This window comes from Pseudomonas tructae (assembly GCF_004214895.1).
Taxonomy (GTDB): domain Bacteria; phylum Pseudomonadota; class Gammaproteobacteria; order Pseudomonadales; family Pseudomonadaceae; genus Aquipseudomonas; species Aquipseudomonas tructae.
Genome location: NZ_CP035952.1, coordinates 3,974,706 through 3,995,806, shown reverse-complemented (window position 1 = coordinate 3,995,806; position 21,101 = coordinate 3,974,706). Strand labels below are relative to the sequence as shown.

The window sequence follows — 21,101 nt, the reverse complement described above, 5'->3', positions numbered from 1 at the left end:
CCGGCCTGGCAATGGCGGGTCGGTTGCAGGACTGCACAGACTAATTTGTTGCGTCTGTCGCTCGTTCTCTAGAAAGCCACCGTACGCCACTGGCGCGACGGGCCCAATCAATCCAGGAGACAGGCAATGACATCCGTATTCGACCGTGAAGACATCGTGTTCCAGGTAGTGGTCAACCACGAAGAGCAGTATTCCATCTGGCCCGACTACAAGGCCATCCCGGCGGGCTGGCGCACGGTTGGTAAAAGCGGCCTGAAGAAAGAGTGCCTGGCGTACATCGATGAAGTCTGGACCGATATGCGCCCCTTGAGCCTGCGCCAGAAAATGGCCGAAACCGCTGCTGCACAGTAAGGGGCGCGCGTGTCTGCATTGACCTTGCTGTGCCTGCCGTATTCGGGTGCCAGTGCCATGGTCTACAGCCGCTGGCGGCGCAAGCTGCCGGCCTGGCTCAACTTGCGCCCGGTGGAATTGCCCGGACGTGGGGCGCGCCTGGGCGAGCCGCTGTTGACCGACATGCAGGTGCTGGCCCGCCAGCTTGCCAGCGAGCAACGCCTGGCGGCCAGCCAACCCTACGCCTTGCTCGGGCACAGCCTGGGCGCCTTGCTGGCCTTCGAGCTGGCCCATGAGCTGCAGGCACTGGGTTGCCCGCCACCGGTGGCGCTGTTTGCCTGTGGCACCGCTGCACCAACCCGGCGGGAGGACTATGACGGCGGCAACTGGCGTGAACCCAAGAGCGATGAGGTCTTGATCAACGAGTTGCGTACATTGCAGGGAACACCGGAGGAAGTGCTGGCCAACCAGGAGTTGATGAGCCTGACCTTGCCGGTGCTGCGCGCCGATTTTCTGTTGTGTGGGCGCTATGTCTACCGTCAGCGTCCGCCCCTGCAGTGCCCCGTTCATGTACTGGGCGGGGAGGACGACAAGGCCAGCCAAGCGCAGTTGCTGGCGTGGCGGCAGGAGAGTGTCGGCGATTTCTCGCTGGAGATTTTCCCCGGTGGTCACTTCTTCATCCATGAGCATGAAGAGCGTGTGCTCGGGGTCCTCAGCGCGGCGTTGGAGCCCCATCGGCTTTCGGCCTGAACGTTGGCATTGACGGCGTCAGGCTCGATGGACGAGCCTTGGCATTTACCCATAACCCAGGTGCTCGCGATGTTGATCAAGCCGACCCAGGCCAGCTTGCTGGTCATCGATGTCCAGGAAAAACTCATTGGCGCGGTAAGCGACCCGGCCGGCACCCTGGCGCGTACCCGCTGGCTGTTGGCGGCGACCGCCACCCTGGGCCTGCCGACGGTGTTTTCCGAGCAGTACCCCAAGGGCCTGGGCCCGACCGTGGCTGCCCTCAAGGAGGCTTCGCCCGGGGCTCTGGTGGTGGAAAAGCTGCACTTCTCGTGTGTGGCGGCCGAGTGCCTGCCGGCGTCCTTGCTGGCGCGTGAGCAGGTGATCGTCTGCGGCATGGAGACCCATATCTGCGTGCTGCAAACCGTGCTCGGCCTGCGCGAGCTGGGCAAGCAGGTGTTTGTGGTCGAAGACGCCTGCGACTGCCGCGGTGCGCATAATCGCGATGCCGCCATCGCCCGCATGCGCGACGCCGGGGCGCAAATCGTCACCCGCGAGATGGTGGTGTTCGAACTGATGGGCAGCAGTGCCCACGAGCAATTCCGCCACATCAGCAAAACCTACATGGTCGGCGAGCAACCATAAACGCGCGGGCAGTGGTGTTGCCCGCAGCGCTGCATTACAGTGCGCGCCACCTCATTGCTTACAGGATGTTCAGATGAAACCGCGTGCATTGCTGACGATCGGCTCGGCCCTGACCCTGGCCTGCCTGCCGCTGTTCGCCCAGGCCCAGGCTACTGTCGCCCAGGTCTTCAATGGTGAAATGCTCGGCAGCAACCTCAAGTACTTCGAATCGGTCGCCGGCGTCGCCCGTACCAGCTTCGGTGACAAGCACACCTACAAGGTGCAGGGCTGCGAAATCACCGCCGACGCGGCCGGCGGCAGCATCAATGAGTTGCGCCTGCAACTGTCGCCCAGTTGCAAGGCCGACTTGCACTCGTTCATCGGCGACTTTGCCCCGGCCGCCAATCAACCGCTGACCGTCGCTGCGCTGCATGAGTCCACCGGTGGCCCGTTGGAGTTCTATGCCGACTGCCTGGAAATGTGTGGCAACGCCGCCGATCCGTCGGTGTATGCCCTGTGGGAAGGGCCGCGGGCGATTGGCTTTACCCAGGTCCTGGCCGAAGTCATGCTCACCGAGGACGCGGCCATCGCCGCTTCGAACCAATGGGCGGACGAGATGAAGAAGCACAAAGGCGAAGACTTTGTCATGGAAACCAAATTCAACTGCGAGCGAAGCTTCGACCCGGTCGCTCTGCAGAGTTTCAAAGCGGCGGCCATCACCGCCGTGACCATTGGCACGCAACTGAGCAAGCCGGGCTGCTGATTGCAGTCGCGCCCCACCGCCGTTACTGTGCAGCTATTGCCAGATGCGGCGGGAGAGCCCATGCAAGTACCCGGTTGGCTGGTTGTGATCAGCGCGCTGCTGGCGGTTCAGGGTTGCGTCACTCAACGTGAAGCCCCTGAGCAGGCCCCGGCCAAGGTGCGTGCGCAGATCGTGCGCCTGCTGCCGGCCAGCGCCAATGACCGTGAAGGCTGGGCACGGGATATCCAGAGTGCCTTTGCCGCGCAGAAGATCGACCCCAGCAAGAGCAACCTGTGCGCAGTGCTGGCGGTCACCGAGCAGGAGTCGACCTTCCAGGCCGATCCGCAAGTGCCGGGCCTGGGTCGCATCGCCCGGCAAGAGATCGATCGCCGCGCCGCCAGCCTGCATATCCCGCAGATGCTGGTCAACGTGGCCCTGCAGACCCGCTCACCGAACGGCAAGACCTACAGCGAGCGCCTCGCGGCCGTGCGCAGTGAGAAGCAGCTCAGCGCGATTTTCGATGACCTAATTGGCAGCGTGCCCTTGGGCCGCACCTTGCTCGGCGACCTCAACCCGGTGCGCACCGGCGGACCGATGCAGGTCAGCATCGACTTTGCCGAGCAGCATGCCCAGGGCTATCCCTACACCTATGCCGGGACCATTCGCCAGGAAGTCTTCAGCCGTCGTGGCGGCATGTACTTCGGTATTGCGCATTTGCTCGGATATCCCACTCACTATGATCGCCAGCTCTATCGCTTTGGCGACTTCAATGCCGGCTGGTACGCCAGCCGCAACGCGGGGTTCCAGAGCGCCTTGAGCCGGGCCAGTGGTGTGGCGCTGGCGCTGGACGGCGACCTGATCGCGCCGGGGGCGATCATGCCGGGCAGTACCGAGCGGGCGGCGCGGCGCCTGGGGGCGAAGCTGGACTTGCGCAATCTGAGTATCCGCAATCAGCTGGAGCAGGGCGACAGCCTGGCGTTCGAAGACACCCGCCTGTACAAGGGTGTTTTCGCCCTGGCCGACGGCGCGGCGGGCAGGGCGCTGCCACGGGCGCAGCTACCGGGGATCGAACTGAAAAGCCCGAAGATCACCCGCAAACTGACCACGGCCTGGTTTGCCAAGCGGGTGGATGAGCGTTACCAGCGTTGTATGAAGCGCTGAGGCCCTCAGCTCTTGCCCGCCACCAACGCCCCGACCACCTGCTCAACACTGGCCTTCAACCCCGCCAGCGAATCCTGTGCATCGGTCTCCACCACCAGCAACTTGGCCCCCGAGGCGGCAATCACCTCGGCCACGTCCTTGCTCGGCTGCTTGTGATGCAGCACCAGTGCCACGTCCTGACCTTTGAGCTCATCGCCCAGACGCTTGAGCGCCGCCGCATCCCACTGCTCATCCGCCACCTGCGGATGATCGATCAGGTCCAGGTTCAGGCCGCTGACCAGATAGTCCAGGCGCTCCGACAGGTTGACCACGCTCAGGTTGTCCGCCTCGGCCAGGCGCGCCTCGCTGCCGGCGCTGAGCTCAAGCAACTGGCGCTTGAGGCTGGCCAGGTTGCTCTGGATCTTCGCCTGGTCGGCCGGGCTCAAGCGTCCCAGGTCATTGGCCAGGACATCGGCCATGCGCCCAAAATTGGTCGGGTTGAGCCACGGATAACCGGCGAAGCCGTTGTTGCCCTGCACGGCGATGCCCGGCAGGGCGCCGTCCACCGGCCGCGCGGCATCGATCTCGACGATGCGGATATTGCTGCGCCGGGCCACCGGGTAGAGCGGGTCGTCGCTCCAGATCGAACGCAGGCCGATCACCGCATCAGCCCCGTTCGCCGCTTTTTGCAGGCTCGCACCGCCACGGCCACTGAAGTACGAAGGCTGACGCGACGCCGGAATGTTTGCCGGGGCTGCGCGCTGCAACTGCACCGAGGTGCCGTCGAGCAGGGCGCTGGCCAGGGTGTTGGTCACCGGCAGCGAGGCCAGTACGGTGACCTTGGCAGGCTTTGGTGTCTGGGCCAGGCTCAGGGTTGGCAGCCCGGCGAGCGCCAAGGCCAGGCACAGGTGCTGGAGTTTGAAGGTCATGCCGGGTTTCCTTGCAGGCGTGGAACAAGGCCGCGGGCGAGGGCGGCGAGGGCGAAGCAGCAGCCAGCGACCAGGATGATCGCCGCGCCCGAAGGCACGGGCAGGTCGAAGACGATCGGCAGCAGGATCCCGACCAGGGTGCTCAGGGTGGCGATCAGTACCGAGGCCCAGAAAAAGCCCTTGAGTGACTGGCTGATCAAGCGCGCCGCCGCTGCCGGAATCACCAGCAGGGCGCCGACCAGGATCGCACCGATGACTTTGACCGCCGCCACGGTGACCAGGGTCACCAGCACCACGAACAGGTAGTCGAGGCTTTTCACTGCCACCCCACGCACTGCCGCCAGCTGCGGGTTGAAGCTGGCCAGCATGATGCGGTTGTACAGCGGCAGGGCCAGGGCCAGCACCAGGCTGCCGACGATGCCCAGCACCAGCAGGTCCTGGCCGCTGACGGTCAGCACCGAGCCGAACAGCACGTTTTCGAGGATGTGCACGTTGATCTTGCCGGCCAGCATCAGCAGCAGGCTGGCGCCCAGGGCCAGGGACACCGAGAGGAACACGCCGATCAGGGTGTCGGGCGACAGGCCGGTGCGGTTACGCAGAAAATTCAGCAGGATGCCGAACAACAGGCAGTAGCCGAACAGGCTGCCGTACGGGCCGGTGTAGGGTTCGCCGAGCAGGATGCCGATGGCAACGCCGGTGAGCGCCGCATGACCGACCGCTTCGGAGAAGAAGGCAAAGCGCTTGACCACCACCAGGGTGCCGAGGCCGCCGAGCACCGGGCCGATCATCAGGCCGGCGAGCAGGGCATTGACTACAAAGCCGTAGGCCAGGGCTTCGGGCAGGTAACCCGCAGTGGCCCAGCCCTGGATCAGCAGGCGAAATTCTTCGTAGTTCATCAGGCGACGCTCTCGCAGCGGGGGTGAATGGAGAACAGGCTGAGCAGGCGGTCCGGGGTCAGCGCCTGTTTCGGCGGGGCGTCGAACAACACCCGGCGGCTCAGGCCGGTGACCCGGTCGGCCAGGCGGGCGACTGCTTGCAGGTCATGCTCGATCCACAGCACCGTGGTGCCGGCGGCGCGCCAATCGTGCAGCAGGCGCTCGAACACCTGGATGCCGGCCTCGTCCAGTGCCGACATCGGCTCATCGAGTACCAGCAACTGCGGCGCCGGGATCAGCCCCTGGGCCAGCAGCACGCGCTGGCGCTCGCCACCCGAGAGGGCACCCATGCGCCGCTTGCGCTTGTCGAGCATGCCGACCCGCTCCAGCGCCGCATCAATCGCCGGCGCAACCTTGCGCGACAGGCCGAGGAACGCCGGTCGGCGCTGGCACATGGCAGCCATGAAATCGTCCACGGTCATCGGCAGGCCACGGTCGAATTCCAGGGCCTGGGGCACGTAGCCGATGACCTGTTCATCACCTGGCCAGCTCAGGGTCAGCTGGCCCTGGTGCGGCATTTGCCCGAGCAGGGTCTTGATCAACGAACTCTTGCCACCGCCGTTGGGCCCGACCAGCGCATGCACGCTGCCGGCGGCGACGGTGAAGCTGACCTGGTCGAGGATCCGCGTGCGGCCCAGGGTCAGGTCCACCTCACTGAAGGTAATCTGCGGCCCGCAGGCAGGGGTGATCAGTGCTTGGGCCATGGTCATGCCTGGGACTCCTTGATCGCCCGCACCACGGTGTCGAGGTTGCGCTTCATTTCGACCTCGTACTTCTCTTTGCTGTAGTCGCCGTAGGAGATGTGCGTCAGCGGGTAGATCTTCACCCCCGACTCACGCTGGATGGTTTCAACGTAGGCTGAAGGGAAGTCCATTTCCGAGAAGATCACTTTCACGTCCAGCGCCTTGAGCTGGTCGATGGTCTTCTTCAGCTGGCTGGGGCTCGGTTCGATGCCGTGGGCCGGTTCGACCACGGCGGTGACCTCCAGGCCGAACTCGCGCACCAGGTAATCGTAGGCGGCGTGGATGGTCGCCACGCGAAACTCCGCCCCCGGCGCTTCGGTGACCTGGGCCAGGGCCTCGGCGCGCAGCTTGCGCAGACGCTTGGCATAGGCGCGGGCGTTCTGGCTGTAGTACTTGGCGTTGTCCGGGTCGAGCTTGCCCAGCTCGCGGGCAATATTGTTGACCTGGGCAATGCTGGCGCTGATCGACAGGAAGGTGTGCGGGTTGACCACCTTGCCGGCACCGCGCGCAGCCACGCCGGTGGCGGCCAGCAGCGGTACGTTGCTGTTGGATTCGATGGTGGCGATGTTCGGCTTCTCGCTGGCGGCGATCATGCGGTCGGCAAAATCGTCATGGCCTACACCGTTGAGGACGATCACGTCCAGGGTGCCAATGCGCTTGATGTCCTCGGCCCGTGGCTCGTAGGCATGGGGGTTGAAGCCTGCCGGAATCAGCGGCACCACCTCGGCCTTGTCACCGACGATATTGCTCACGTAGCTGTAGTACGGGTGCAGGGTGATGCCGATGCGTAGCGGCTTGCCATTCTCGGCCAGGGCCAGGGCGGGCAGGGCACAGGCGAGCAACACAGTCAGAAGACGACGGGCGAGGGGTGCGCGAAACATGGGGCGTCCTTGTGTCAGTAGCAGTGTGTCAGTGGCGATGCTGGCGGGTGACGCCGGCGTCGTAGTGGGCGGCGATCTGTTGCCAGCCCGCGGCGATCAAAGCGGCCTGGCTGAGCTCGGCAGGCACGCTGGCGCTCGGGCTGCGCTGCAGCCAGACATCGGCGGCGCCGTCATGGGCCTGGGGCACCAGCAGTAGGAAGCTGCCGGCCACTGTGCTGGCCTGGCTCAGGCCAAGGTAGGCCTGCTGTGGCAGCAGTTGCCACTGGTGCTGGCCACGGCTGGCGGCGCTGGCATCGGCGACGAAGGGCGGGAAACCTTCTTCGGCCAGGACCTCGACGGCCAGCAGGTGCGATTCCTCTTCGCGGCGCGCCTGGATCTCGTCGAAGGCCACCCGCAAGTCGGCATACACCCCTTGCTCGGCCGCATTGAGGTCGCGGCGGGCATCCAGTTGATGGGCCTCGAAGCTGACCTCGTCATGGCGCTCGCCGCGCAGGGCGACGATGCCGGCGGCCAGCGCCAGGATCAGCAGGCTGACCAGCAGCACGTACAGGGTTTCATGCCCGGCGCCGGCGGGGCGCACCACCTGGACCCGGCTCATGGTTCGATATCTGCGTGGTCGATTTCCACCACGTGGCCGGGGCCTGCGTCGAACAGCACGTAGAACTCGCCTTCAGGGCGCTTGAAGGTCAGCTTGGAGTTTTCCCCCAGCTTGCCCGGCACCAGGATCGACTCGTCGTAGCCGATCACATCCAGGGTCACCCCTGGCGCGCCGCTGCCATCGGAAAAACCACCAGTACATTCGATCTGCCCGCCATCGATCGGCTTGCATTCGCACATCGGGTTGTGGGCCAACGCCTGGCCGGCAGCGCCGAGCAGCAATAACGGCAGGAGCAGCGTGCGCAACTTCATCATTTGCCTCCTTGTTTGTTCAGCCAGGCGACGGTGGCCGGCGAAGCCTTGCTCAGGGGGATGGCCGCCTGCTGCATGCTGCCGTCCCAGCCTTCGAGGGTGATCCAGATTTCAGCGTCCGCGCGGGTCTTGGCCGGGATCGGCAGGCTGGTGCCCATGCGGTACGGGGTGCCGAAGAAGATCGTACCGGCGGCGCGCAGGCTGCGCGGTTTGCCGATGCGCAGGTAAGCCGCCTTGACCTCGGGGATACAGGCCTGGCACAGGGCCAGATTGAAGGACTTGAAATAACCGGCCGGGCCATCGGCGCGTGGCGGCTCATCGCGCAACTCGGCCAGTTGCACGCTCCACGGGCCGACTTTGATCTCACCCAGTTCACGCTCGCCCAGGCCGCTGTCACCGCGAAACAACGCGGCATCGGCAAAGTACTTGGGCATGAAGCCGAGCGGAATCAGCAATAACAGGACGTTCAGGTGAAAACGCCACTTGTGCCAAAAGCGGCTCAACGGGCTTTGCGGCGCAACTGCTGCCTTGCTCATAGGCTGGCCTCCGTGGCGGTATCGGTGGCAGTGGCGGTTTGCTTGCGAGGTCGCTGCTCACGCTTGAGGGCGGCGGCGGTGGCCTGGGCCGTACGTTTGGTCCAGATCAGCAGGCCGCTCAAGACCATCATCGACAGTACCAGGCCGAAGAAGGCCCAGATCAGCTTGATCGTCAGGCCGCCGAAGTCACCGGTGTGCAGTGGGCGCATGGACTCGGTGACGAACTCCAGGGTCGAGCGGTCATCGATCAGGAACTGCGCCTCGATCTTGCTGTTGTACGGGTTGACGTTGACCGTCTGGAACATCAGCGGATACCAGCCGCGACCGCCCAGGTAGACGTGGGCATAGGCGTTGCCGGGCAGGGACACGAAGCTTACGTCAAGGCCCGGGATCTGCTCCTTGGCGATGCGCGTGGCTTCATCCAGGCTGATGCGCGGGGCCGGTGCACCCGATTCGGTGCGTGGCACGTCTTCACGGGCAATCACCGGCACCACCGGTTCAGTGGAGATGGTGATGTGGTTGTCCCCCAGGATCGCCTGGATCAGGAACCAGGTGCCGGTGATGGAAATCACGGCAATGAACCAGATCGACCAGATGCCGCTCAGGCGGTGGAAGTCGCCCCAGAAAATCCGCGCGCCGTGATTGAAACGCAAGGTCGGCTTAAAGAAACCCTTCCAGAACCGTTTATAGACCACAAGCCCAGTGACCAGCGAGGCCAGCATCGGCAGGCCGAGCAGCGACACCAGGTACCAGCCCCAGCTGTAGCCGTTGGTGAAGGGCACCAGCCACCAGCCATGCAGGGCCCGGGTGAAGGCCTCGAAGCTGAATGACGGGCTCTTGCCCTGGATCGCCCCGGTGTAGGGGTTCACATACAGGGTCGGTGCGCTGCCGTCGGGGAACACCACCGAGGCGGTGAGGGCGAAGTGCGAGCCATCGGGCTGGCTGATGAAATTCACGGCCATGTCCGGCTCGGCCTTGTGCAGGGCATCGAGGACCTGCTGAAAGCTCAGCCGCTCGGCGTCGCCATCAGGCTTGCTGGCGCGTACATCGGGGTTGGCCAGCCAGACGATTTCCTGGCTGACCACCGCCAGGGTGCCGGTGACGCAGACGATCAGGACGAAAAACCAGATCGGCAGGGCGAGCCAGCTATGCACCAGGAACCACAGCCTGGATTTGGACTTTTTCGCTTTCTGGGACATTGCAGGTGTCTTTTCAGAGAAATTGAGGTCGAGCCAATGCTCAGCCTTGGGACTGCAATAGATAAGACGAACGAGAATCGTAAAACCCGCAGGGTTAGTTGAAAGCAAATGTTTCAAAGGCCTGTGAGGAACTCGCGCTCGCGGCTAATTTTCAGGCGCTGTCATCCGTTTTTCTGGAACTACCGGGCCTGCAGGCTCGTTGTTCCCCTGGATGGATGAAAGTCGATGAATGCCGAAGATGCCCGCAAGCTTGCCCGCCGATTCATAGAGTTGCCGTTGGAAAAGCGCCGGATCTTCCTCCAGGGCCTGCGTCGCGAGGGCGTCGACTTCGCCCAGTTCCCGATCCCTGCGCAGGTGCCGGTGGCCGAGCGCGACGGCCTGTCTTATGCCCAGCAGCGCATGTGGCTGCTGTGGCAGCTCGAGCCTGCCAGTGCTGCCTATAACCTGCCCAGTGCCGTGCGCTTGCAGGGGCAATTGCAGGTGACGGCCCTGGAGCAGGCCTTTGCCAGCCTGGTGCAACGCCACGAAACCTTGCGCAGTGTCTTCGTGCAGCAGGCCGACGAGCGGCTCGCCTTGCTGCCGGCGCCGCAGTGGCCACAGGTCGAGCATCTGGATCTGAGCGCCATGCCGGAGCAGGCGCGTGAACAACGGCTGCGAGCGTTGGCCCAGGCGCAGTCGCTGCAGCCGTTCGACCTGACGGGCGGGCCCTTGCTGCGGGTGCTGCTGCTCAGGCTTGCGGCCGACCAGCATGTGTTGCTGATGACCCTGCACCACATCGTGTCTGACGGCTGGTCGATGAACGTGTTGATCGACGAGTTCAGCCAGCTGTATGCCGCGCACCTGGGCAACCAGGCGCCGACGCTTGCGCCACTGCCGATCCAGTACTGCGACTATGCCCTGTGGCAGCGTTGCTGGCTGGAAGCCGGCGAGAAAGAGCGCCAGCTCGAATACTGGCGCGCCAAGCTGGGCGAGGCGCATCCGCCGCTGGAACTGCCGCTGGATCATTCGCGCCCGGCGCTACCCAGCTATCGCGGCGCCCGCCAACGCTTTAGCGTGGACCCGGCGCTGGCCGAGGCACTGGGCGCCTGGGCGCGACGCGAAGGGGTGACCCTGTTCATGCTGCTGCTCAGCGCGTTCAACATTCTCTTGTACCGCTATACCGGCCAGGGCGACCTGCGCATCGGCGTGCCGATTGCCAATCGCAACCGCAGCGAGGTCGAAGGCCTGATCGGTTGCTTCGTCAACACCCAGGTGCTGCGCAATCAGCTCGACGCTCAGATGACCGTGCGCCAGTTGCTGGCAGCGGTCAAGGAGACCGTACTGGGTGCTCAGTCGCACCAGGATCTGCCGTTCGAGCAACTGGTCGAGGCGTTTGATCTTGAGCGCAGCCTCAGCCACACGCCACTGTTCCAGGTGATGTACAACCACCAGCCACAGGTTGCCGACGTCACCACGCTGAAGCTGGCCGGTGGCTTGCACATGAGCCAGGTCGATTGGCAGAGCCGTACCACTCAGTTCGACTTGAGCCTGGACACCTACGAACAGGGTGGCCAGTTGCAGGCTGCACTGACCTACGCCAGCGACTTGTTCGAGGCGTCAACCATCGAGCGCATGGGCCGGCATTGGCTGAACCTGCTGCGTGCGATGCTGGCCGCGCCGGAGCTGCCTCTCGAACAACTGGCGATGCTCGATGCGCCCGAGCTGCAGCGGATCGTCGTCGACTGGAACGACACCGGTGTTGACTACCCGTTGCAGCAACCACTGCAGCGGCTGATCGAAGCCCAGGTCGAGCGCAGCCCCGATGCCACAGCATTGCTGTTTGCCGGGCAGACCCTGACCTATGCCGAACTCAACGCCCGCGCCAACCAGCTTGCCCATTGCCTGATCGAGGCCGGCATCGGTGCCGACAGCCTGGTCGGCATCGCCGTCGAGCGCTCGGTGGAGATGGTCGTCGGCCTGCTGGCGATCCTCAAGGCCGGTGCTGCCTATGTACCGTTCGATCCGGACTACCCGGCCGAGCGCCTGGCCTACATGATCGAAGACAGCGGCGTGCGCCTGGTACTGACCCAGGCGGCGCTGACCGAGCGCCTGCCGCTGCAGGCGGTACAGGTGCTGGTGCTGGACCAGGCCGGGGCCTGGCTGGGCGGCTACAGCACGGCTAATCCGCAGTTGCTCATTGACCCACAGCAACTGGCCTACGTGATCTACACCTCCGGCTCCACCGGCCGCCCCAAGGGTGCCGGCAACAGCCACGCGGCCCTGGTCAACCGCCTGTGCTGGATGCAGCAGGCCTACGGCCTGGACGCCAGCGACACGGTGCTGCAAAAGACCCCGTTCAGTTTCGATGTGTCGGTCTGGGAGTTTTTCTGGCCGCTGCTGGCGGGAGCCCGTCTGGCGGTGGCGGCGCCGGGAGAGCACCGTGAGCCTGCGCGTCTGATCGCCAGCATCGAACGCATGCAGGTCACCACCCTGCATTTTGTGCCATCGATGCTCCAGGCCTTTATCCATGAGCCGGGTGTCGAGGGCTGCGACAGCCTCAAACGCATCGTCTGCAGTGGCGAGGCGCTGCCGGTGGATGCCCAGCAGCAGGTGTTCGCCAGGCTGCCCCAGGCTGCGCTGTACAACCTCTACGGGCCCACCGAGGCGGCCATCGACGTTACCCACTGGAGCTGCGTCGACGAGGGCCGGGACAGTGTGCCGATCGGTCTGCCGATCGCCAACCTGCGAACCCTGGTTCTCGATGCCAGCCTTGCGCCCGTACCGCCAGGGGTATCTGGTGAGCTGTACCTGGGCGGGCAGGGCCTGGCCCGCGGTTATCATCGGCGCCCGGGGCTGACCGCCGAGCGCTTTGTGGTCGACCCGTTCGGCACGGGCGAGCGCCTGTACCGTACCGGCGACCGCGTCCGCCAGCGCGAAAACGGCGTGATCGAGTACCAGGGGCGCTTCGATCATCAGGTCAAGATCCGTGGCCTGCGCATCGAACTGGGGGAAATCGAGGCGCGCCTGGCCCAGCATGCGCTGGTGCGCGAGGCGGTGGTACTGGCGCACAACGGCAAGCAACTGGTCAGCTACCTGGTGCTCGAGCAGGCGCCCGCCGACTGGCAGCAGCAGCTCAAGGACTGGCTGCTGCTGGCTCTGCCCGAGTTCATGCTGCCGAGCCAGTTTCTGGCGCTGCAGCACTTGCCGCTGACCCCCAACGGCAAACTCGACCGCAAGGCCCTGCCAGCGCCGGATGCCCAGGCCCAGGTGGCCTATGCTGCGCCACAGAGCGCCTTGCAACAGCAGCTCGGGGCCATCTGGCAGGCTGTGCTGGGGGTTGAGCAGGTCGGGCTGGATGACAATTTTTTTGCTCTGGGTGGCGATTCGATCATCGCCATTCAGGTGGTCAGCCGCGCCCGTCAGGCCGGCTTGCAGTTCAGTCCGCGCGATCTGTTCCAGTACCAGACGCTGCGCAGCCTCGAGCCCTGGGTCGGGCAACAGGCGCAGGTCGAGGCCGAGCAGGGGCGGGTTAGCGGTGAAGTGCGGCTTACGCCTGTCCAGCAGGGCTTTTTTGCCCAGGCCATGGCCGGCCGTAGCCACTGGAACCAGTCGCTGTTGCTGACCCCGCGCCAGGCGCTGCTGCCGGCGCTGTTGAACAGTGCGCTGCAGCAACTGCTGGCGCAGCACGACGCCTTGCGCCTGCGCTTCGAACAGACTGCCGATGGCTGGCACCAGTACCACGTTCAAGCACCTGCCGACGACCTGCTGTGGCTACGCCAGGCAACCGACGCCCAGGCATTGGCCGAGCTGTGCGAGGCGGCGCAACGCAGCCTTGACCTGGGCAACGGGCCGCTGCTGCGCGCCATGCTGGTGGAGTTGGCCGACGGCAGCCAGCGCTTGCTGGTGGTGATTCACCACCTGGTGGTGGACGGGGTGTCGTGGCGCATCCTGCTCGAAGACCTGCAGCACTTCTACACGCGCCTGCAGGCCGGGCAAGCGGCGCCGCAGTTGGCCAAGACCAGCGCCTACCAGGCCTGGGCCGAGCAGTTGCACGACTACGCCGAGCGTGCGGCGCAGCAGTTGCCTTACTGGCAAGCACAACTGGAGCAGGCGCTGGACCTGCCCTGTGACAATCCCCAGGGCGGCCTGAGCAACCGCGATGCCGGCAAAGTCGCGTTCACCCTCGATGCCGCCAATACCCGGCGCCTGCTGCAGGATGCTCCCGCCGCCTATCGCACTCAGGTCAACGACCTGTTGCTGACCGCCCTGGCCCGGGCGGTGTGTGCCTGGAGTGGTGAAGACAGCATGCTGGTGGAGCTCGAAGGCCATGGCCGCGAAGAGCTGTTCGCCGGTATCGACCTGACGCGCACAGTGGGTTGGTTCACCAGCCTGTTCCCGCTGCGTTTACAGCCCGCGGCGCAGCTGTCGGCCTCGATCAAAGGCATCAAGGAGCAGTTGCGCGCGGTGCCCGATCGCGGCCTGGGCTATGGCGTGCTGCGCTATCTGACGCCAGCCCAGGTGCAAGCCAGGCTCAAGGACAGCCCGGGTCGGGCGCGAATTACCTTCAACTACCTGGGGCGTTTCGACAGCCAGTTCGATGAGCGCTCGATGTTCGTTCCGGCCAAGGAAAGCCCTGGAGCCAGCCAGGCCGCCGATGCCCCGCTGGCCAACTGGCTCAGCGTCGAAGGTCAGGTCTATGGCGGGCAACTGAATCTGTCGCTGACCTTCAGCCAGGCCATGTTCGACACCTCGACCATCCAGGCCCTGGCCGATGCCTATGGTGCGCAGCTGCTGCAACTGGTGGAGCATTGCTGCAGCCAGGACAGCGTGCAGCCCACGCCTGCGGATTTCCCCCTGGCCGGGCTTGACCAGCGCCAACTCGACGAACTGGCGCCATTGCCCGGGTTGGTCGACGACCTCTATCCGTTGTCGCCCATGCAGCAGGGCATGCTTTTTCATGGCCTGTACGCCGAGCAGGGCAGCGCCTACATCAACCAGTTGCGGGTCGATGTCGACGATCTTGAACCTGCACGCCTGCATCAGGCCTGGGAGGCGACACTGCAGGCCCACGATATCCTGCGCAGCGGTTTTATCTGGCAAGGCGAGCTGGCGCAACCGTTGCAGCAACCCTTGCAGTTTGTGCGCAAGCAGGTCGCGCTGAGCCTGCTCGAACACGACTGGCGCGACAGGCCGGACCTGGCCCGGTTGCTGGACGCTCAGGCCCTGGCGCAACGCGAACAGGGCTTCGACTTGCAGGCGGCGCCCTTGCTGAACCTGGTGCTGGTGCGCGTCGCCGAGCGCCGCCATCACCTTATCTACACCCATCACCATATCCTCATGGATGGCTGGAGCAATGCCCGGGTGCTGGCCGAGGTGTTGCAGCGTTATCACGGCCTGGTGCCGGCGCGGCCGGCCAGCCGCTACCGTGACTACATCGAGCGCTTGCAGCAGCTCGACAGCGAGGCGGCCAGGCAGTTCTGGACGCAACAATTGCAGGCGCTGGACGGCCCCTTGTACCTGGCCCAGTACGTCCCCGGGGCACACCGCGACAGCGCGCTGCGCGGCGACTATCACCAATCCATCGGTGTCGAGCACAGTGCGCGCCTGAGCCAGTTTGCCCGGCAACAGCAAGTCACCCTCAACACCCTGGTCCAGGGCGCCTGGCTGCTGCTGTTGCAGCATTACAGCGGGCGCAGCAACGTCGTGGTCGGGGCCACGGTGGCCGGTCGCAGTATGGCGCTGCCGGGCCTGGAGCAGCAGGTCGGTCTGTTTATCAACACCTTGCCGGTCATTGCCAGCCCGCTTCCTGAGCAGACCGTGGCGCAGTGGCTGCACACGGTGCAGGCGCTGAACCTTGAGCTGCGCGAACACGAGCACACGCCCTTGTTCGAGATCCAGCGTTGGGCCGGGCAACAGGAGGCGCTGTTCGACCATATCCTGGTGTTCGAGAACTACCCCCTGGCCCAAGCCCTCGAGCAGGCGCAAGGGCCGCGCTTCGGCACCCTGCACAACCACGAGCAGACCCATTACCCGTTGTCGGTGGCGGTCAACCTGGGCGATGAACTCAGCCTCGATTACAACTATGCCTGCCAGGCGTTCAGCGACGAGGCCTTGCACGCCCTGGCCGGGCACTTCCAGCAGTTGCTGATGGCGCTGGCCGAGTCGGCCGAACGTGCCCTGGGTGAGGTGCCGATGCTCACTGCCCGGCAGCGCGGCGAAGTGCTGCAACTGGCCGGGGCAGAGGCTGCGGTGCCGGCGCACGAGGGCTTCATCCATCAACTGATCGAAGCCCAGGCACTGGCCAACCCGCAGGCTCCGGCCCTGGAGTTTGCCGGTGAGCAACTGAGCTATGGGCAACTCAATACCCAGGCCAATCACTTGGCGCTGCGCTTGCGCGAGGCTGGCGTGGGGCCGGATGTGGTGGTGGCGCTGGCGGTTGAACGCAGCCTGGAGATGCTCGTCGGTTTGCTGGCCATCCTCAAGGCCGGGGGCGTTTACCTGCCGCTGGACCTGAACTACCCGCAGGCGCGGATCGACTTCATGCTCGCCGACAGCGACGCGCGCCTGTTGCTCAGCCGTCCCGGTGTTGCGTTGCAGGTGCCGGCCCAGGTCAAGGTGCTGATGCTCGACGACGCCCGTGCGCCCAGGCCGCCGATTGCCGACCTGGGCGTAGCGCTGGATGCGCAGCACCTGGCGTACATGATCTACACCTCCGGCTCGACCGGCACGCCCAAAGGGGTCCAGGTGCGTCACCAGGCCTTGACCAACCACATGCGCTGGATGCAGCGCACCCTGCCGTTGGACGCCAGTGACCGGGTTCTGCAGAAGACCGCGCTGAGTTTTGATGCGTCGGTCTGGGAGTGCTGGCTGCCGTTGATGTGCGGGGCGCAGTTGGTGATCGCCGAGCCGCAACTGGCCAGCGACATGTCGCGCCTGTGGGCGCAGGTGCAGGCGCTGCAGATCAGCGTGGTGCAGGCGGCGCCGTCGTTGCTGCAGGCGCTGCTGGGCAATGCCACGGCGCAGAACATGAGCTGCCTGCGTTACCTGATGGTCGGCGGCGAGGCCCTGAGTGGTGCACTGGTCAACCAGGTACGCCAGCACTGGTCGGGGCCGATCGTCAACCTCTATGGGCCGACCGAGGCCACCATCGAGGTGACCTGCCAGGTCATCGACAACGCTGCCCAGCCGTTGATGGCAGCCATTGGCCGGCCAATCGACAACGTCCGCGTGCAGGTGCTCGGCAGCCATTTACAGTGCCTGCCAGACGGCGTCGTCGGCGAACTGTGCATTGCCGGCCGTTGCTTGGCCCGCGGTTATCATCGGCGCCCCGGGCTTACAGCCGAGCGCTTCGTACCCGATCCGCATGCTGAAGAACCCGGTGCGCGGCTCTACCGCACCGGCGACCTGGGCCACTACGGCGAAGCCGGGCAGCTGTTCTACAGCGGGCGCAGTGACCAGCAAGTGAAGATTCGCGGCTATCGCATCGAGACCGGCGAGATCCAGGCGCAACTGTTGCGCCAGCCCTCGGTGGCCGATGCGCTGGTGCTGGCCTTGCCCGGCTCGGGCGGACCGCAACTGGTGGCTTATGTGGTGCCGGCGGACGCTGCCAGCCTGGCGCCCGATGCTCTGCGCCAGGCTCTGGCCCAGAGCTTGCCCGAGTACATGCAGCCTTCGCACTGGCATGTGCTTGAACGCCTGCCGCTGACCGCCAACGGCAAGCTCGACCGCAAGGCCCTGCCCGCCAATGACGCGCTCCCGGCGCGAAGCTACCGGGCGCCGCACAGCGAGCTGCAGGTGCAACTGGCCGATATCTGGCAGGCGCTGCTGCAGGTGCCGCAGGTCGGCCTGGACGACGACTTCTTTGAACTGGGCGGTCATTCGCTGCACCTGGTGATGCTGCAATCGCGTTTGCGCAGCCAGTTGGGCCTGGATGTAACGCTCAAGGAATTTCATCGCCTGCGCCGTCTCGAGGCGCTGGCCAATCATTTACAGCAATCCCTGGGCGAAGACGGCCAGGCGCTGGAGCTCGACCTGATTTTCGGCGCGCTCGACGAACTGGAGGAACACAATGCTTGATCAAGGCCAAGGGCGGATGCAGGAAATGGTCGAACGCATTCGCGGTCTCGACAGCCACAAGCGTCAGCAACTGTTTGCCAAACTGCGCCAGGCCGGGGTCAAGGTCGAGCGTCTGCCGATCATCCCGGCCAGTGAACAGGGGCCGCTGGCATTGTCGTTTGCCCAGCAGCGGCAATGGTTCCTCTGGCAGTTGGACCCTCAGGGCAGTGGCTATAACATCGCCACGGCCTTGCGCCTCAAAGGCGGTTTTCAGCCCTTGGCCCTGGAGCGCAGCCTGGCGTTGCTGGTGCAGCGCCACAGCAGCCTGCGCACAGCCTTCGTGCAGCAGGGTGAAGCGGTGCTGCAGCAGGTACGACAAGCGTTGCCGGGCTGCCTGAGCCGCGAGACCTTCGTCAGCACCGGCGGCGATGTGCAGGCCGAACTGGTCGAGCGGGTGCGTGCCGAGGTCCGTCGGCCGTTCGACTTGCGCCAGGATCCGCTGATCCGTGCGCGCCTGCTGCAGGTGGCCGAGGATGACCACGTGCTGGTCCTGACCTTGCACCATATCATCGCCGACGGCTGGTCGATGAACCTGCTGGTCAGCGAGCTGATGGGCCATTACGCCGCTCAGGTCGAGGGTCGCACCCTGGCGCTGCCCGTAGCGGCCATCGAGTACCGGGATTTTGCCGCCTGGCAACGCCAGTGGCTGGCCGCCGGTGAAGGGCAACGGCAACTGGACTACTGGACCGGGCAATTGGGGGGCGTGCAGCCAGTGCTGGAACTGCCGGCCGACCGCCCGCGCCCGGGGCAGCAGAGTTTTCGCGGCGCGCGCCTGGACTTCCAGCTCGATGGCGAGCTGACCCATGCGCTCCGGCGCCTGGCCCAGGACGCCAATGTCAGTTTGTTCATGCTCCTGCTGGCCGCCTTGCAGGTGTTGTTGCACCGCTACAGCGGCCAGAACGACATCCGCGTCGGGGTCCCGGTGGCCAACCGCAACCGTGAAGAAACCGAGGCGCTGATCGGCTTTTTCGTCAACACCCAGGTCATGCGCGCCGAGCTTGAGCCGAGCCTGCCGTTCAATGCGCTGCTGCAACAGGTCGCCGAGCGCGCGCACCAGGCCCAGAGCCACCAGGACCTGCCGTTCGAGCAACTGGTCGAGGCCTTGCAGCCCGAGCGCAGCCTGAGTGTCAACCCGTTGTTCCAGGTCATGTTCAACCATCAGGTCGATGACCAGGGCGCAGTCCCTGCGCAGGGGCTGGCAGGGTTGAGCCTGGAGAACATCAGTTGGGCCAGCCACGAAACCCATTTCGACCTGACCCTCAATACCACCGAACAGGCTGATGGTGTGCAGGCGGCACTGGTGTACGCCACCGACCTGTTCGATGCGGCGCGCATGGCACGCATGGCCGCTCATTGGCAGCAGTTGCTCAAGGCCCTGGTGGCAGCCCCCGGGCAGCCAATCGGCCAATTGGCGCTGCTCGAAGACGATGAAATCCTGCGCTTTGCGCAGTGGAACAGCCCCCCGGTCTACCCGCTGCAGCGCTTGATTCACCAGCGTATCGAGGACTTCGCCGAGCGCACGCCAGAGGCCGTGGCGCTGGTGTTTGCCCAGCAGCAGATGAGCTTTGCGCAGCTCGACCAGCAGGCCAACCGCCTGGCTCACGAGCTGGTGGCGCGCGGGGCGGGGCCCGAGGTGCGGGTCGCGGTGGTGCTTGAGCGTGGCCTGGACATGATGGTCGCCTTGCTGGCGGTGCTCAAGGCTGGCGCCGCCTATGTACCGATCGATCCGCAGTACCCGCGCCAGCGCCTGGAATACCTGATCAACGATTGCGCCATGGGCGTGCTGCTGACCCAGTCGAGCCTGCAGGCGCAGTTGCCGGCGCTGCCACAGGCCGCCGTGCTGGTGCTCGATCAGCTTGATGTGCAACACCTGCCGGCGACACCGCCAGTGGTCACACTGCACGGCGACAACCTGGCCTATGTGATCTACACCTCAGGCTCCACCGGCCAACCCAAAGGGGTTGCCGTGACCCACGGACCGCTGGCCATGCACTGCCAGGCGATTGGCGAGCGTTACGCCATGAGCCCGGCCGACTGCGAGCTGCATTTCATGTCGTTCGCCTTCGATGGTGCCCATGAGCGCTGGCTGACCACCTTGAGCCATGGCGGCCGCCTGCTGATCCGTGACGACAGCCTGTGGACGCCAGCGCAGACCTACCAACAGATGCATCGCCATGGCGTCAGCGTTGCCGCGTTCCCGCCGGCCTATCTGCAACAGCTGGCCGAGCATGCCGAACGCGACGGTAACCCGCCACCGGTGCGCATCTATTGCTTTGGCGGCGACGCAGTGCCCGAGGCCAGCTTCGAGCAGGCCCGACGCGCACTGCGCCCGCAGTACATCATCAACGGCTATGGGCCGACCGAAACCGTGGTCACCCCGCTGCTCTGGAAGGCCGATGCCCAGGCCCGTTGCCAGGCGGCCTATGCGCCGATCGGCAGCTGCGTGGGCGATCGCAGCGCCTACGTGCTCGATGCCAACCTGCAACAGGTGCCGTGCGGCCATCCTGCCGAGCTGTACCTGGGCGGGCAGGGCGTTGCCCGCGGCTACCTGCAGCGTCCGGCGCTGACTGCCGAACGTTTCGTCCCGGACCCGTTCAGCAGCAACGGTGCACGGCTCTACCGCAGTGGTGACCTGGTGCGTCAACGCGAAGACGGGGTCATCGACTACCTGGGCCGGGTGGATCATCAGGTCAAGGTTCGTGGTTTTCGCATCGAGCTGGGCGAGATCGAGGCGCGCCTGCAGGCGCTCGAGCCGGTGCGTGATGCTGTGGTGGTCGCCAGGGCCCTGGACAGCGGTACGCAACTGGTCGGCTATATCGTGCCGCGCCAGGCCAGCCTGGACGCGACGGCGCAAGGGCAGTTGCGCGACGCAATCAAGGCGGCGCTCAAGCAGTCGCTGGCCCACTACATGATCCCCGCGCACTGGGTACTGCTCGAACAGTTGCCGCTGACCCCCAACGGCAAGCTTGATCGCAAGGCGCTGCCCGACCCGCAGCCTGCCGAGCAAGCGCGCTACGTCGCCGCCCAAACCGAGCTGCAGGGCCAGCTCGCGGCGTTGTGGCAGGAGGTGCTCAAACTTGAGCAGGTGGGCCTGGATGACAACTTCTTCGAAATCGGCGGGCATTCGCTGCTGGCCACTCAAGTGACGGCCCAGGTGCAGTTGCAGTTGGGCGTCAGCGTGCCGCTGGAGCAGCTGTTCATGGCCGCTTCGCTGAGGGATTACGCAGACGCCGTAGAGCGCTGCCTTAACGTCAATGGGCAAGAAGACCTGAGCGACCTGCATGACTTGCTCGCCGAACTGGAGGCCAACTGA

Annotated in this window: 15 protein-coding genes; 7 read left to right on the top strand and 8 right to left on the bottom strand. The window is 65.2% G+C overall.

From position 1 onward, the window contains the following. Positions 1-126 precede the first annotated feature (126 nt). The 5 genes from EXN22_RS18200 (at position 127) to EXN22_RS18180 (ending at position 3,583) form a co-directional block, all read left to right on the top strand. Positions 127-351 (top strand): MbtH family protein, encoded by a 225-nt coding sequence (locus EXN22_RS18200; RefSeq protein ID WP_038994517.1) that lies wholly within the window; start codon positions 127-129, stop codon positions 349-351. A gap of 9 nt (positions 352-360) precedes the next feature. Further along, a complete protein-coding gene (locus EXN22_RS18195; RefSeq protein WP_130265375.1) occupies positions 361-1,080 on the top strand; it encodes a thioesterase II family protein in 720 nt (239 codons plus the stop codon). Between the two features lie 69 nt (positions 1,081-1,149). Beyond that, positions 1,150-1,701, top strand: coding sequence for a hydrolase (locus EXN22_RS18190; RefSeq protein ID WP_130265374.1), 552 nt, complete (start codon positions 1,150-1,152; stop codon positions 1,699-1,701). A 73-nt stretch (positions 1,702-1,774) separates the two neighbouring features. Beyond that, positions 1,775-2,443, top strand: coding sequence for a hypothetical protein (locus EXN22_RS18185; protein WP_130265373.1), 669 nt, complete (start codon positions 1,775-1,777; stop codon positions 2,441-2,443). Between the two features lie 60 nt (positions 2,444-2,503). Beyond that, on the top strand, positions 2,504-3,583 hold the full coding sequence (locus tag EXN22_RS18180) for a DUF1615 domain-containing protein (protein WP_130265372.1): 1,080 nt from the start codon (positions 2,504-2,506) through the stop codon (positions 3,581-3,583). Positions 3,584-3,588: 5 nt separating this feature from the next. Here the strand turns inward: EXN22_RS18180 and EXN22_RS18175 are convergent, their stop codons facing one another. Genes EXN22_RS18175 through EXN22_RS18140 form a run of 8 tightly spaced genes read right to left on the bottom strand, consistent with a single transcriptional unit; the run spans position 3,589 to position 9,694 of the window. Beyond that, positions 3,589-4,491 (bottom strand): metal ABC transporter substrate-binding protein, encoded by a 903-nt coding sequence (locus tag EXN22_RS18175; protein ID WP_130265371.1) that lies wholly within the window; start codon positions 4,489-4,491, stop codon positions 3,589-3,591. Beyond that, entirely contained in the window at positions 4,488-5,387 is a 900-nt protein-coding gene (locus EXN22_RS18170) for a metal ABC transporter permease (RefSeq protein WP_045194622.1), read from the bottom strand. Before EXN22_RS18170 ends, EXN22_RS18175 begins: the two co-directional genes overlap by 4 nt. Then, positions 5,387-6,136 (bottom strand): metal ABC transporter ATP-binding protein, encoded by a 750-nt coding sequence (locus EXN22_RS18165; protein WP_130265370.1) that lies wholly within the window; start codon positions 6,134-6,136, stop codon positions 5,387-5,389. Before EXN22_RS18165 ends, EXN22_RS18170 begins: the two co-directional genes overlap by 1 nt. Continuing rightward, on the bottom strand, positions 6,133-7,050 hold the full coding sequence (locus tag EXN22_RS18160) for a metal ABC transporter substrate-binding protein (protein WP_130265369.1): 918 nt from the start codon (positions 7,048-7,050) through the stop codon (positions 6,133-6,135). Before EXN22_RS18160 ends, EXN22_RS18165 begins: the two co-directional genes overlap by 4 nt. A 28-nt stretch (positions 7,051-7,078) precedes the next feature. Continuing rightward, positions 7,079-7,648 (bottom strand): DUF6162 family protein, encoded by a 570-nt coding sequence (locus EXN22_RS18155; protein ID WP_130265368.1) that lies wholly within the window; start codon positions 7,646-7,648, stop codon positions 7,079-7,081. Then, the gene (locus EXN22_RS18150; protein WP_407691935.1) at positions 7,645-7,962 is read right to left on the bottom strand and encodes a hypothetical protein; all 318 of its coding nucleotides are present in this window, start codon (positions 7,960-7,962) and stop codon (positions 7,645-7,647) included. The genes EXN22_RS18155 and EXN22_RS18150 overlap by 4 nt, the downstream gene beginning before the upstream one ends. Further along, on the bottom strand, positions 7,959-8,495 hold the full coding sequence (locus EXN22_RS18145; protein ID WP_130265367.1) for a thiamine pyrophosphate-binding protein: 537 nt from the start codon (positions 8,493-8,495) through the stop codon (positions 7,959-7,961). The genes EXN22_RS18150 and EXN22_RS18145 overlap by 4 nt, the downstream gene beginning before the upstream one ends. Then, positions 8,492-9,694: a PepSY-associated TM helix domain-containing protein gene (locus EXN22_RS18140; protein ID WP_130265366.1), complete on the bottom strand. Its 1,203-nt coding sequence runs from the start codon at positions 9,692-9,694 to the stop codon at positions 8,492-8,494. Before EXN22_RS18140 ends, EXN22_RS18145 begins: the two co-directional genes overlap by 4 nt. 225 nt (positions 9,695-9,919) lie before the next feature. Here EXN22_RS18140 and EXN22_RS18135 point away from each other — a divergent pair, with 225 nt between their 5' ends. Then, positions 9,920-17,749: a non-ribosomal peptide synthetase gene (locus tag EXN22_RS18135; RefSeq protein ID WP_130265365.1), complete on the top strand. Its 7,830-nt coding sequence runs from the start codon at positions 9,920-9,922 to the stop codon at positions 17,747-17,749. Further along, positions 17,742-21,101 (top strand): non-ribosomal peptide synthetase, encoded by a 3,360-nt coding sequence (locus tag EXN22_RS18130; RefSeq protein ID WP_130265364.1) that lies wholly within the window; start codon positions 17,742-17,744, stop codon positions 21,099-21,101. The genes EXN22_RS18135 and EXN22_RS18130 overlap by 8 nt, the downstream gene beginning before the upstream one ends.

What these genes read in the sequence shown, in the direction of transcription:
- EXN22_RS18150 (WP_407691935.1), bottom strand. Translation starts at nt 7,962, where the DNA reads ATGATGAAGTTGCGCACGCTGCTCCTGCCGTTATTGCTGCTCGGCGCT.
- EXN22_RS18145 (WP_130265367.1), bottom strand. Translation starts at nt 8,495, where the DNA reads ATGAGCAAGGCAGCAGTTGCGCCGCAAAGCCCGTTGAGCCGCTTTTGG.
- EXN22_RS18160 (WP_130265369.1), bottom strand. Translation starts at nt 7,050, where the DNA reads ATGTTTCGCGCACCCCTCGCCCGTCGTCTTCTGACTGTGTTGCTCGCC.
- EXN22_RS18155 (WP_130265368.1), bottom strand. Translation starts at nt 7,648, where the DNA reads ATGAGCCGGGTCCAGGTGGTGCGCCCCGCCGGCGCCGGGCATGAAACC.
- EXN22_RS18140 (WP_130265366.1), bottom strand. Translation starts at nt 9,694, where the DNA reads ATGTCCCAGAAAGCGAAAAAGTCCAAATCCAGGCTGTGGTTCCTGGTG.
- EXN22_RS18170 (WP_045194622.1), bottom strand. Translation starts at nt 5,387, where the DNA reads ATGAACTACGAAGAATTTCGCCTGCTGATCCAGGGCTGGGCCACTGCG.
- EXN22_RS18200 (WP_038994517.1), top strand. Translation starts at nt 127, where the DNA reads ATGACATCCGTATTCGACCGTGAAGACATCGTGTTCCAGGTAGTGGTC.
- EXN22_RS18135 (WP_130265365.1), top strand. Translation starts at nt 9,920, where the DNA reads ATGAATGCCGAAGATGCCCGCAAGCTTGCCCGCCGATTCATAGAGTTG.
- EXN22_RS18190 (WP_130265374.1), top strand. Translation starts at nt 1,150, where the DNA reads ATGTTGATCAAGCCGACCCAGGCCAGCTTGCTGGTCATCGATGTCCAG.
- EXN22_RS18130 (WP_130265364.1), top strand. Translation starts at nt 17,742, where the DNA reads ATGCTTGATCAAGGCCAAGGGCGGATGCAGGAAATGGTCGAACGCATT.
- EXN22_RS18165 (WP_130265370.1), bottom strand. Translation starts at nt 6,136, where the DNA reads ATGACCATGGCCCAAGCACTGATCACCCCTGCCTGCGGGCCGCAGATT.
- EXN22_RS18175 (WP_130265371.1), bottom strand. Translation starts at nt 4,491, where the DNA reads ATGACCTTCAAACTCCAGCACCTGTGCCTGGCCTTGGCGCTCGCCGGG.
- EXN22_RS18185 (WP_130265373.1), top strand. Translation starts at nt 1,775, where the DNA reads ATGAAACCGCGTGCATTGCTGACGATCGGCTCGGCCCTGACCCTGGCC.
- EXN22_RS18180 (WP_130265372.1), top strand. Translation starts at nt 2,504, where the DNA reads ATGCAAGTACCCGGTTGGCTGGTTGTGATCAGCGCGCTGCTGGCGGTT.